Consider the following 11,945-nt stretch of genomic DNA (forward strand, 5'->3'; position numbering starts at 1 on the left):
CAACAGCGCGTCGTTGTGTGGGGCGTATTATAGGAAAAAATTAGACCTATGCAAGCACTTTTTACAAAAAAATTTAAAAAAATGATCTTTTGATTAAAACAGCAACGGTTTGAATGAAATTTAGCTGAATTTTGATGATTTATCCAACTTATTAATTCGTTGAGCAAATACCTTAACTTTTTCCCAGTCCGTATATTCAATTTCTTTGCTTGTATCTGTCTCCCCACCTGTGATCTTCATAATGAATTGGATCATCACACGATCAAACCATTTATAACGTGGATATAATAGTGCGCCAGCAAACACCGCCGACAATTTGGGTTGCCATTTTGTACGTTGCAAAAATTTACGTACATATACGTTAGTTTCCGGGTTATCTTTTCCCTCTTTCCGTGCTGTTAAATTAACGCCAAAAAATACCGCACTTTTTTGTGATAAATTCTCATGGTTACTCATAACAAAACGGTCAAGCATTTTACAAAAATGCCCATAACGTATGGAAGCTCCAATAATCACACGATCAAAAGCTTCGATATTATAATCTTCTCGTAACGCATCAACGATTACCTCACCTTCTAAAAGTGCGGTTAAAAATTCAGCAATTTTTTTTGTTTGTCCATCATGGCTTGAATAAAGAATTAATGTTTTCATTAGGCTTTCCAAAATGCAGGGGTAAATAAAGCTAACAGGGTAAAAATTTCCAAGCGTCCACATACCATGGCTACGGTTAAAATCCATTTTGCACTATCTGGGATCGCCATCATATTGCCGCTGACAGAGCCTAGCGCAGGCCCTAGATTATTCAAACAAGCTAAAACCGCATTAAATGCATCAAAAGGTTCAACACCACAGGCAATCACCCCGAGTAAACAAACTAAAAAGACTAAAAGGTATGCGGAAAAAAATGCCCAGATACTCCCAATAACCCGATCATCTAATACGGTTTTCCCCCATTTTATGGGATAGACTAAATTCGGGTGAACTACACGTTTTAGTTCCCGTTTTCCTTGTAGGTAAAGTACCAATACCCGTGCCACACGCACCCCGCCACCCACAGAGCCAGCACAACCGCCCATAAAAGAGGCAAGAATTAATAGCACAGGTACAAAAGAGGGCCATGTAGTAAAATCCGATGTGGTATATCCTGTCGTGGTAGATATTGAGACGGCTTGAAATAGGACTTGTTCAAAATCTTGCCAAGAAGATGAAAAATAACTATGGTTCCACATTATGAAAGAACATAGCGCCACTAAAATAATCTGAGTGCTGATAAAAAAGCGGAATTCAGGATCGCGCAAATAAATTTTGACAAAATTTTCACGCCCAATTGTCGAAAATGCACGGAAATGCAAGCCAAAATTGCAAGCTGAGATCAATAAAAATAAAACGGTAATACCGTTAATCAACGGGCTATTGAAATACCCCATACTCGCATCATGTGTCGAAAATCCTCCAATAGATACGGTAGAAAAACTATGTGTCAACGCATCAAAGGGTTCCATTCCCGCCAACCAATACGCTAATGCGCAAGAAATCGTCAGTGAAAAATAAATCCCCCATAGCATCTTAGCGGTTTCCGCAATCCTTGGACGAATTTTTTGTTCTTTCATCGGGCCGGACATTTCGGCGCGATAAAGCTGCATACCACCAATCCCCAATAGCGGAATAATCGCAATCGCCAATACAATAATCCCCATTCCCCCGAGCCACTGTAATAATTGTCGGTAGAATAACAATGCCTTAGGCAGATTATCTAGTCCTGTCATTACAGTTGCGCCCGTTGTGGTCAAACCTGAAAAAGCTTCAAACACGGCAGATGCCACCGTTAAATGAAGCGTATCAAGTAGCAATAATGGCAAAGTTGCCAAACCGCCAAGCACAAACCAAAACGCTACCACAATCAAAAAACCGTCTCGTGAACGCAATTCTTGTTTATGATGATGGCAAGGCCACCACAACAGTACGCCAAACATTAAACTTAAGATAAAGGCTTGCATAAAGGCTTTTCCGCCACCATCACCATAGATTAATGCAACAAAAGCAGGTAGCAACATCGCACCGGAAAAACACATCACGAGAATACCAATAATTCGAATAATGGATAAAATATGCACAATTATTCACCTGTTTCCAAAGGTCGAAGGATCAATTTTCCTGCAGATTTTTCTGTTAATTCTGTTGAAAACGGTTCAACCATTTTTTCACTAATGCCCAAGGTTAAATGAATTTGCACTTGAAAATCCTGCGATAAAATCTCAATTTGATATTTCTCACAAAGTAACTGTACCAACCCCATTTGTCCATAATCACAATCCAAATGAAAGGGAATACGTTCCACTTTGATTTCAGTTTCCAACTGTTTTAATGCCTGTTGAACACCATTACCATAAGCGCGCACCAAACCGCCTGTTCCTAACAAAATCCCTCCATAGTAACGAATAACTACCGCACTAATTTCACCCACATTACTTCCTAATAGAGCACTTAACATCGGCTTTCCTGCCGTACCTGCCGGTTCGCCATCGTCTGAAAATCCTAATTGTTGTGAATCTGTCGGTTTACCCGCCACCGCCGCCCAACAATGATGTCGAGCGTTCGGATGGGCTTTTTTGATCTCAGCCCAAAATGCTCTGGCTTCACCTAAACCATTCGTGTGTTGCAAATAAGTGATGAAACGGCTTTTTTTAATTTCTTCTTCAAAAATAACCGCACTTTTAGGAACAAAATATTCCGTCATTTCATTTTTCAAATAATTTAAATGGTGCTAGTCTATCACTGATGGAGGGGATTTGTCGAAATTTCCTAACAAGTGGTATCATACAGAATTATTTTTTGGAAAGAGAAATCAATGTCTGAAATTTCTATTACTCAAACTCTTGATACTCAAGGTTTACGCTGCCCTGAACCTGTGATGTTGGTACGTAAAAATATACGCCATCTAAATAATGGCGACGTGCTGTTGATCATCGCCGATGATCCCGCCACCACCCGCGATATTCCAAGTTTTTGTCAATTTATGGAACACACCCTAATACAAAGCGAAATGGAAACGCCTCCGTTTAAATATTGGGTGAAAAAAGGGAAATAAAAAAGTGCGGTGACAAAAAACAACGTTTTTTGAACGTTGGCTCTGCCAACGGCCCGATAGGGGTGAACAAACGAGTAAGCGAGTTTGTGAATAAAAATCACCGCACTTTCTATCATTATGACTTCACATCTTCGTCAAATTTCACATAGTTTTGTTGTTTAAACTCCGGCTTTAACAAATCCTTTAATTGCCACCAATTCAGCGTTAAATCCGGCTCTCCTGCCGCATAAGGTGCAATTTCATAGGCACTATAAATAAAATGCACGCCTTTGGCATCTAAATAAATATTATCTGATACATTAAAATCAGCTTTTTTCGTAAAAGTTTCGTCATCTTTTACTGTACCGTCTGTATAATTTGCCCACAACAGCTCTTTCACCTGTGATAACGATTTCTCATCAAATAAATCATTGAGTTTTAAGATTTTGTGAGAGGTCAGATCAAGGGTGAAATAACGACTACCGCCCATTCCGTGTGCCCCACCGGTGTAATCATGATAACCGACAGCAAAAGTAGCCAACTTCTCTTTCTGACCGATAAAATCAACCCAACGGCTACTTTCAAAAGCAATACTCGGTTCTTCCATCATACCTTTGCGGGTCTCATCAAAATGTTTCTGGTAATTTGCCACCAACTGCTCACGGGTAGGAACCTTGCCTTCTTCTTGAGTCAATTCGTCCCATAGCAACGTATTTAACCAATCGATATTTGTTTTCAATATAGAAATCGAATAGGTAACCCTGCCTTCTTCCGGTGCATAATCTCCTTTTGATTGTGGATATTTAAAGGTTTCTGTCTTGTCGAAGATCACATCTTTTTCGGTAAAAATCGCAGGAATAATCTTCTCTACCCGCTCTTTTTCTGCGGTTAAATCTGCTTTTAACTGAGTATTTTCAGCGGTGAGCTGTGTTACCGTTTGATTAAGCTGCTCAATTTTTGCTTGAGCCTCTTTATCTTGGCAACCGGTGGTTAAAAGTGCGCTTAGAATTACAGCTGAAATTAATGTTTTTTTCATGTTTTCTCCTTATAAATCAAAGATATTTTTATCACGTAAAACGTGATCATTGCCTTTACGGCGTAAAAACCCGGTACGATCGAAATATTCCATAAGTTGCACAGTGAGTTTGCGACCAAAATTCAGTCGGTCACGCACCTCATTGACAGAAGTTTTTCCTTCTTCAGCAAGTTGTTTAATAAGACGCGCATAAGCGTAAATAGTTTCCGTTAAGAAGAAACGATCTTTTACAATAGGTGTAAGATAACCCAGTTTACCTGCTTTATACATAAAATTACGCATCTCGCTTTCGTCCGTCCCCAACGCATTCGCCATATCGCGTACCCAAATCGCTTGCCCATTAGCCTTTTCAAATTCCTTTAACACCCATTGCCAACGGGTTTGCTCTTCCTCATCGAAGCGGATTTTATGTTCAGGTAAATGCAACCACCCTCGGGTTTGTTGGATATTACCGCTCTCCAACATTTCATCTATCAAGTGATAAATCAAATTTTCCGGCTGATTAAGTGCCGCCATACGATACAAACGTGCTTTGCTCACACCCAATTGATCATTATGCTGTTTATGATAGGTGGCAAGTGCGGTTAAAATTTGCTGTGTTTTTTCTGCCTGATAATCCGCATTAAAGCACCAATCCTGATAGCGCATTGCCCCTTGCTGCGCCAACGCCTCGTCCAATTGTGAAGCACTGATCTGCTCCCCCCACATTATCTGATTCGCTACGACCGCTGTATGTTGAAGGGTAAACGCAATACGTTGCGCCGCATTTTCTGCTAAAGCTAAATTTGCCAAGAAATTTAACCGCTCTTCCGTTCGTTTATGGCGTTTTGGCGAGTTAATTTCCAACACACTAGCCCCAGCTACAAGGGTTTTCGCATCGCCACTACGCAAAATAAGTTTATCACCAAAGGCTAGAAACAGTGGGGAATCCAAAATAATCTCCGCTAAAGTGCGGTCATTTTTAGCAACATTTTTACTTTGTAATAGACTGAGTTTACCCGTAGTACGACTGGCGGCATGATAAATATGCACAGGCTGACTTTCATTCAACGAGGTTTCCACCCAAATTTGCACACTGATGCGTGTGGTTGGCAAAGGTGGAACATCTTGTAATAACCAATCGCCACGTTTTATCGGTGTGCGATCTAAATCCACATTGAGGTTTAACGCTAAACGTTGCCCTGCCACTCCCTGCTCACTTGGCGTATTTTGCGCATGAATGGCTTTTACCCGCACTTTTTGCCCGGTAGAAAGAGAGAGTTCATCTTCTACTTGTATCGTTCCGGCAAAAGCCGTGCCGGTCACTACTGTGCCTGCACCTTTAACGCTAAAAACCCGATCAATGGCATAACGGAACGGTTTTTGTGTTTCCGCCAATTCCAGCAGTTGTTGTAAATAATTACGCAACTCCTCAATGCCCTGACCGTTTTCTGCAGAAGTAATGAAATATTTTGCCTGGCATAAAAACGGGTAATCTTGCTTAATTTGGTGGATTAATGTATCGATTTGCACCGAATCTGCACGATCCGCTTTGGTAATCACCACCATAATTTCATGGAATTGTAACTGACGTAAAATCGCTAAATGTTCTTTGGTTTGTGCCGCAATGCCCTCATCCGCCGCAACAATCAGCATAGCATAATGAACACCGCCTAATCCTGCTAACATATTTGAAAGGAATTTTTCATGCCCCGGTACATCAATAAAACCAAGGATTTTCTCACTCTCACCGAGAGGTAAATAGGCATAACCAAGATCGATCGTCATTCCGCGCTTTTTTTCTTCCGGTAGATGCGTTGTATTCGTGCCGGTTAGCGCTTTGAGTAACGCTGTTTTGCCGTGATCGACGTGTCCTGAAGTGACAATAATCATAGTTCATCTACCACCTGTAATAAAGTTTCCATATCCGCAACACTGCGAACATCCAACCATAATTTGCCGTTTTCCATACGTCCGATAATAGGCTGGGAAAGTTTCTTGAAACGCTCGGAAAGTGCGGTTAATTTGACTTTTGTTTTTTCAGCAATCGTGACCGCAAGGGAAGGGATACGTGCCATCGGTTGTGAACCACTGCCGATTTGTGCGTGGCTTTCTTCAATTTGAATATCAAACTGTGAATTTAACCGTTTTTCCAACCGCACTTTAAGATGCTCTGCCTTCTCTTGTAACACTTCGAGAGATTGAGTGAGCAAATGTAATGTTGGCAAGTTTTCCATTAATTTTTCCGGATTCAAATACAAGCGCAATGTGGCTTCCAAACCGGCTAGGGTCACTTTATCGCAACGCAATACCCGTTTTAGCGGGTGGGCTTGCAAGCGTGCAATCCATTCTTTTTTTCCCACAATAATACCGGCTTGTACACCCCCCAATAATTTATCACCGGAGAAAGTGATCAAATCGACACCTTGAGCTATTTTTTCTTGCACGGTCGGCTCTTTTGGTAAGCCGTATTGGCTTAAATCAATGAGTGCGCCACTACCGAGATCGGTTACTACAGGAACCATCATCTCTCGCCCAAGTTCAACCAATTCTTGCTCCGAAACCGATGAGGTAAAACCTAAAATTTGATAATTACTGCTATGAACTTTCATTAATAAAGCAGTATTTTCACTAATTGCATTTTGATAGTCCTTTAAATGCGTGCGGTTGGTCGTGCCCACTTCCACTAAATGACAACCAGCCTGAGTCATAATATCCGGAATACGAAATGCACCGCCGATTTCAATAAGTTCACCGCGAGAAATCACCACCTCTTTTCCCTGTGCGAAAGTTGCCAACATCAAGAGTACCGCCGCTGCATTATTATTCACCACACAAGCCGCCTCAGCCCCGGTTAAACGGGATAACAGCGTACTAATGTAGTGATCACGATGACTCCGTTTGCCTTCTTCCAAATCATATTCCAACGCAACGTTTCCTTGCATTGCGGACAATGCTGCTCGCCGTGCGGCTTCCGACCATATTGCACGCCCTAAATTGGTATGTAATATCGTTCCCGTAAGATTATGCACGGTTTTAATTTGCACGGCATTTTGCTCGTTTAAACGAGCTTGAAGTTCGACAAAAGTGCGGTCAAAATCATTGAAATATTCAGGAACTTGATGATTTTTTTGAATATATTGACGTGCCTGTGTTAATAATTCCCGACAAATTGCCACTACGGCAGAATGACCAAATTCAGCGATAAGTTGTTCACCTTGTGGCATTTTGAGAAGTTTATCAACGGCAGGCAGCTGTTGAAAAAGTGCGGTCATTTTTGAATCCGTTTAAAATAACGTTGAATTGGCGGCTAATTTACGCTAAAGTACCGCCGATTTCAACCTTGGAAGGTCGTCATCTCCGGTGAGGTGGCAGGACTTCAAATCCTGTTGAGGACGCCAGCGTTCTCGGGTGGGTTCGACTCCCATGACTTTCCGCCAAATAATCTCCAAAATCCCCGTTTCAACCGCACTTTACCTCATTTTTGTGAACTATATCAAAGTTTTTTTTATAGAAAAAAATTAATATATCCACTGTATTTTCAATTTTTTTGGGAGTAATTATGACAAGTTCAGAACTCATGTTTGAAGGGTTCAATTTAATGTTTGCAGGAATGGGGTTTGTTATCTTTTTTCTATTCCTTCTTATTTACGCTATTGAGTTTGCCTCGAAAATTATCAATCGATTCTTTCCCGAAAATGAATCCCCAACATCATCACAATTTAATCAATCACAATCGACCACTGTGTCGAATGTCGATGATATTGCTCGTTTACGTCCGGTTATTGTTGCGGCAATTGCACACCACCGCCGTCAACAAGGCTTAAAATAATATGTTTAATTTAATAGGCTAAGGAAGAGGTAGTTTATGACAGCTCAACATAAAAAAATCGCAATTACCGATGTTGTGTTACGTGATGCGCATCAATCACTATTCGCCACCCGTATGCGTCTTGAAGATATGTTACCCATTGCATCAGCATTAGATGATGTCGGTTATTGGTCATTGGAAGCATGGGGTGGTGCAACCTTTGATAGTTGCATTCGTTTTTTAGGTGAAGACCCTTGGGTGCGTTTGCGTGAATTGAAAAAAGCCTTACCAAAAACACCATTACAAATGCTTTTACGCGGGCAAAATTTGTTGGGTTACCGTCATTATGCCGATGACGTGGTGGATCGCTTTGTCGAACGTGCGCTCATCAATGGTATGAGCGTATTCCGTGTGTTTGATGCAATGAATGACCCGCGCAATATGCAACAGGCATTGAAAGCTGTTCGTAAACAGGGCGGGCACGCACAAGGGACTCTAAGTTATACGACCAGTCCGGTTCACACTTTAGAAACTTGGTTGGATACCACAGAACAATTATTAGAAATCGGTATTGATTCTCTTGTGATTAAAGATATGTCCGGTATTTTAACACCGATGTCCGCCTACGAATTAGTCAGTGAAATTAAAAAACGTTATGACATTCGTCTCCATCTACATTGCCACTCCACCACCGGTATGGCTGAAATGGCATTACTGAAAGGTGTGGAAGCGGGAGCCGACGGCATTGATACCTCCATTTCCTCCATGAGCGGTACTTATGGACATCCTGCCACCGAAGCGCTGGTTGCCACCCTGCAAGGCACAGGGTATGACACGGGTTTAGATATTCTTAAACTGGAAAAAATTGCGGATTATTTCCGTACCGTTCGTAAAAAATATGCGAAATTTGAAGGGCAATTAAAAGGCGTTGATAGCCGCATTTTAGTGGCGCAAGTGCCGGGCGGTATGCTCACGAATCTTGAAAGCCAACTCAAACAACAGAACGCTTCGGACAAACTCGACCAAGTTCTACAAGAAATTCCACGCGTTCGTGAAGATCTCGGTTTTATCCCACTCGTTACGCCAACTTCACAAATTGTCGGTACTCAGGCGGTGATTAACGTGTTAATGGGGGAACGTTATAAAACTATTGCGAAAGAAACTGCAGGTATTTTAAAAGGTGAATACGGACGCACTCCGGCTGCGGTAAATACTGAGTTGCAGGCTCGCGTATTAGAAGGTGCGCAACCTATTACGGATCGCCCGGCAGATCATCTTGCTCCTGAAATGGACAAACTCACTGCGGAAGTGAAACAGCTTGCGAAGGAAAAAGGTATTAGCTTGTCTGAAAATGAAATTGATGATGTGCTGATTGTAGCGTTATTCCCACAGGTCGGTTTAAAATTCTTAGAAAATCGTGGCAATCCAGAAGCCTTTGAACCTGCTCCAACGGCAGAGCAAACGGCTGAAAAAACACCCGAAAAACCAACCGCACTTTCAACCGCAAAATCTAATGAGTCGGCGGTTTACACTGTGGAATTAGAAGGTAAAGCCTTTGTGGTGAAAGTCAGCGAGGGGGGGAATGTAACCAATATCACACTAAGCGGGCCTTCTGCTCAAACAGCTTCAACACCTACCACGACACCACCTTCTGCATCGGCTCAATCCGCCATAGGCACGCCGGTTACCGCACCAATGTCAGGCAATATTTGGAAAGTGCTTGCCACAGAAGGACAGACTATCGCAGAAGGCGATGTATTACTCGTGCTTGAAGCCATGAAAATGGAAACCGAAATTCGAGCGGTGAAAAGTGGCACAGTTCAGAATATCGCTATTAAAGCCGGCGATACCGTCACCGTAGGTGATACCCTAATGACCATCGCATAAGTAGTAGGTGGGGAAATATGGATAGTATTATTGCATTATTTAAAGGCATGGGGATCATGCATCTGGAATGGGGACAAGCCGTGATGATCGGCGTGAGCTTGCTTCTGCTCTGGTTGGCGATCTCCCGAAAATTTGAACCGTTGTTATTATTGCCCATAGGGTTTGGCGGGTTGTTGTCCAACATTCCCGAAGCCGGAATTGCGATGACGGCATTGGATAACCTTATCCATTCCGGCACGACGCAGCAACTTGCTATCGTTGCGACAAAACTTAATACCGTAGCCGATCCGGCTGCCATTAAGGACGCACTGAACGGTGCGTTACCGTCGCAGATTGCCGAATTGGAAACCTTAGCCGGTGATATGGGGTATAGCGCAGGTATTCTCGCCTTATTCTATAAAGTCGCTATCGGTTATGGTGTTGCGCCGCTTGTCATCTTTATGGGCGTGGGCGCAATGACAGATTTTGGTCCGCTTCTTGCAAATCCTAGAACCTTGCTGTTAGGGGCGGCGGCTCAATTTGGTATTTTTACCACCGTGTTAGGCGCATTAGCGTTAAACTGGCTCGGCATTATTTCCTTCACCCTTCCGCAGGCTGCTGCGATTGGGATTATTGGTGGCGCAGACGGTCCGACAGCGATTTACCTCACCAGCAAACTCGCACCGGAATTACTTGGGGCTATCGCCGTGGCGGCTTATTCTTATATGGCGCTTGTTCCCTTAATTCAACCGCCGATTATGAAAGCCCTCACCACAGAAGAAGAGCAGAAAATCCGTATGGTACAACTTCGCCCTGTCAGTCAGCGTGAGAAAGTGCTATTTCCAATCATCCTGTTGTTACTGGTTGCTTTGATCTTACCGGATGCCGCACCGTTATTGGGGATGTTCTGTTTTGGTAATTTAATGCGGGTCAGCGGTGTAGTAGAACGGTTAAGCGATACTACGCAAAATGCCTTAATCAACATTACCACCATCGTACTTGGTTTATCCGTTGGGGCAAAATTGGTGGCGGATAAATTTTTACAACCACAAACTCTAGGGATTTTGTTACTCGGTGTTGTCGCCTTTAGTATTGGCACGGCGAGTGGAGTGTTGATGGCAAAATTGATGAATAAATTCAGCAAAAACAAAATCAATCCGCTTATTGGCTCTGCCGGTGTTTCTGCCGTTCCTATGGCAGCAAGGGTATCGAATAAAGTCGGGTTAGAAGCGGATCACCAAAACTTCTTACTGATGCACGCCATGGGGCCGAATGTGGCAGGCGTGATTGGTTCGGCTATCGCAGCGGGCGTAATGTTGAAATATATTGCCGGAATGTGATATTTTAACGTAAAAAAGTGCGACCATCAATTCTCTCGAAAAGATGGTCGCACTTTTTCAAACCAGCTGTTAAAAATTATTTCTTTTCACCAATCGGCAATACCGTTCTGCCATAGGATTCATTTAACACTTCAGCTGCGGCTAAATAGAATGCACAAAGTGCGGTGATTAACCCTAAATAGCCCCCTACATTCACAATCGCGTGGTTTCCTGTGGCATCACCAATAGCTAATGCGTAAAACGTTAAAGTTAAAAAGAAGAAAATCGCTTGTAATGCACGCGGTTTTGGGAAAGTCGCTAAGAACATCATTAAGGTGAATGTTCCCCAACAGCCTAAATACCAGCCCACAAATTGTGCAGAGGTTTCGCCTTTAAAGAACGCAACAAATAACGCCCAAGACCACCAGAATGCCCCATAGCTGATAAATGCGGTAAATCCGAAGGTGTTGCCTTTTTTAAATTCAAACATTCCGGCGATCATCTGTGCGGTTCCACCAAATGCGAATGCCATACCGAATACCAAGCCAAGGTTTGAACTGTCAAAAATACCTGCATTGATTAAACATAATAACCAAGTGGTTAATGCAAAACCACATAATCCTAACGGACCCGGATTTGCTAAACTGTCTTTTGTTGCCGACATAAAAATTTCCTCAAAAATAATAAAGTAATAAGCCGCGCGATTATGGCTGAAATTGATGAATAAATAAATACTGTAATGAAGAAATTTTTAATAATGATGAGGAAAAGATGAAGTGCGGTCAATTTCAAAAATATTTTGCAAACTGACCGCACTTTTTTATGCTTTTACTTACACAAATTTTAATCTTACATTGTCATAAATCC

The 11,945-nt window shown here is 42.3% G+C and carries 11 protein-coding genes, 1 tRNA gene and 1 pseudogene; 6 read left to right on the forward strand and 7 right to left on the reverse strand.

What is annotated here, in order from left to right:
* Window positions 1–120: 120 nt before the first annotated feature.
* From hemG to BKK47_RS10455, 3 genes are read right to left on the reverse strand one after another with little or no spacing between them, the layout of a single operon-like run.
* Complete coding sequence (gene hemG, locus BKK47_RS10445) at window positions 121–651, reverse strand: menaquinone-dependent protoporphyrinogen IX dehydrogenase (RefSeq protein ID WP_077494777.1); 531 nt, start codon at window positions 649–651, stop codon at window positions 121–123.
* Complete coding sequence (locus tag BKK47_RS10450) at window positions 651–2,114, reverse strand: TrkH family potassium uptake protein (protein ID WP_077494778.1); 1,464 nt, start codon at window positions 2,112–2,114, stop codon at window positions 651–653. Before BKK47_RS10450 ends, hemG begins: the two co-directional genes overlap by 1 nt.
* Before the next feature lie 2 nt (window positions 2,115–2,116).
* Entirely contained in the window at window positions 2,117–2,737 is a 621-nt protein-coding gene (locus BKK47_RS10455) for a YigZ family protein (RefSeq protein WP_077494779.1), read from the reverse strand.
* A 111-nt stretch (window positions 2,738–2,848) separates the two neighbouring features.
* Between BKK47_RS10455 and tusA the strand changes: the two genes are divergently transcribed.
* Window positions 2,849–3,088 (forward strand): sulfurtransferase TusA, encoded by a 240-nt coding sequence (gene tusA, locus BKK47_RS10460; protein ID WP_077494780.1) that lies wholly within the window; start codon window positions 2,849–2,851, stop codon window positions 3,086–3,088.
* Window positions 3,064–3,180 (forward strand): annotated as a pseudogene (locus BKK47_RS12840) (electron transport complex subunit RsxE); the annotation flags it as partial. The gene tusA and the pseudogene BKK47_RS12840, both read left to right, overlap by 25 nt.
* 23 nt (window positions 3,181–3,203) lie before the next feature.
* On the opposite strand, the gene BKK47_RS10465 reads toward BKK47_RS12840, so the two are convergent.
* The 3 genes from BKK47_RS10465 to selA are packed head-to-tail and all read right to left on the reverse strand — an operon-like array spanning window position 3,204 to window position 7,357.
* On the reverse strand, window positions 3,204–4,103 hold the full coding sequence (locus BKK47_RS10465) for a DUF3298 domain-containing protein (protein ID WP_077494781.1): 900 nt from the start codon (window positions 4,101–4,103) through the stop codon (window positions 3,204–3,206).
* A 9-nt stretch (window positions 4,104–4,112) separates the two neighbouring features.
* A complete protein-coding gene (selB, locus tag BKK47_RS10470; protein ID WP_077494782.1) occupies window positions 4,113–5,975 on the reverse strand; it encodes a selenocysteine-specific translation elongation factor in 1,863 nt (620 codons plus the stop codon).
* On the reverse strand, window positions 5,972–7,357 hold the full coding sequence (gene selA / locus BKK47_RS10475; RefSeq protein WP_077494783.1) for an L-seryl-tRNA(Sec) selenium transferase: 1,386 nt from the start codon (window positions 7,355–7,357) through the stop codon (window positions 5,972–5,974). Before selA ends, selB begins: the two co-directional genes overlap by 4 nt.
* 70 nt (window positions 7,358–7,427) lie before the next feature.
* Here selA and BKK47_RS10480 point away from each other — a divergent pair.
* The 4 genes from BKK47_RS10480 to BKK47_RS10495 all read left to right on the forward strand — a co-directional run bounded on the left by BKK47_RS10480 (window position 7,428) and on the right by BKK47_RS10495 (window position 11,099).
* Window positions 7,428–7,522 (forward strand) — tRNA-Sec (locus BKK47_RS10480).
* A 122-nt stretch (window positions 7,523–7,644) separates the two neighbouring features.
* Complete coding sequence (locus BKK47_RS10485; protein ID WP_077494784.1) at window positions 7,645–7,914, forward strand: oxaloacetate decarboxylase subunit gamma; 270 nt, start codon at window positions 7,645–7,647, stop codon at window positions 7,912–7,914.
* A 36-nt stretch (window positions 7,915–7,950) separates the two neighbouring features.
* Complete coding sequence (gene oadA, locus BKK47_RS10490) at window positions 7,951–9,780, forward strand: sodium-extruding oxaloacetate decarboxylase subunit alpha (RefSeq protein ID WP_077494785.1); 1,830 nt, start codon at window positions 7,951–7,953, stop codon at window positions 9,778–9,780.
* 17 nt (window positions 9,781–9,797) lie between these two features.
* Window positions 9,798–11,099, forward strand: coding sequence for a sodium ion-translocating decarboxylase subunit beta (locus tag BKK47_RS10495; RefSeq protein ID WP_077494786.1), 1,302 nt, complete (start codon window positions 9,798–9,800; stop codon window positions 11,097–11,099).
* A gap of 76 nt (window positions 11,100–11,175) precedes the next feature.
* On the opposite strand, the gene BKK47_RS10500 is transcribed toward BKK47_RS10495, so the two are convergent.
* Complete coding sequence (locus BKK47_RS10500; RefSeq protein WP_018356098.1) at window positions 11,176–11,742, reverse strand: acetate uptake transporter; 567 nt, start codon at window positions 11,740–11,742, stop codon at window positions 11,176–11,178.
* Between the last annotated feature and the right edge of the window lie 203 nt (window positions 11,743–11,945).

This window comes from Rodentibacter mrazii (assembly GCF_001998825.1).
GTDB lineage: Bacteria > Pseudomonadota > Gammaproteobacteria > Enterobacterales > Pasteurellaceae > Rodentibacter > Rodentibacter mrazii.

Excerpts from the sequence above, each read along its gene's own strand:
- hemG (WP_077494777.1), bottom strand. The coding sequence starts at position 651 with ATGAAAACATTAATTCTTTATTCAAGCCATGATGGACAAACAAAAAAA.
- BKK47_RS10455 (WP_077494779.1), bottom strand. The coding sequence starts at position 2,737 with ATGACGGAATATTTTGTTCCTAAAAGTGCGGTTATTTTTGAAGAAGAA.
- tusA (WP_077494780.1), top strand. The coding sequence starts at position 2,849 with ATGTCTGAAATTTCTATTACTCAAACTCTTGATACTCAAGGTTTACGC.
- BKK47_RS10465 (WP_077494781.1), bottom strand. The coding sequence starts at position 4,103 with ATGAAAAAAACATTAATTTCAGCTGTAATTCTAAGCGCACTTTTAACC.
- selB (WP_077494782.1), bottom strand. The coding sequence starts at position 5,975 with ATGATTATTGTCACTTCAGGACACGTCGATCACGGCAAAACAGCGTTA.
- selA (WP_077494783.1), bottom strand. The coding sequence starts at position 7,357 with ATGACCGCACTTTTTCAACAGCTGCCTGCCGTTGATAAACTTCTCAAA.
- BKK47_RS10485 (WP_077494784.1), top strand. The coding sequence starts at position 7,645 with ATGACAAGTTCAGAACTCATGTTTGAAGGGTTCAATTTAATGTTTGCA.
- oadA (WP_077494785.1), top strand. The coding sequence starts at position 7,951 with ATGACAGCTCAACATAAAAAAATCGCAATTACCGATGTTGTGTTACGT.
- BKK47_RS10495 (WP_077494786.1), top strand. The coding sequence starts at position 9,798 with ATGGATAGTATTATTGCATTATTTAAAGGCATGGGGATCATGCATCTG.
- BKK47_RS10500 (WP_018356098.1), bottom strand. The coding sequence starts at position 11,742 with ATGTCGGCAACAAAAGACAGTTTAGCAAATCCGGGTCCGTTAGGATTA.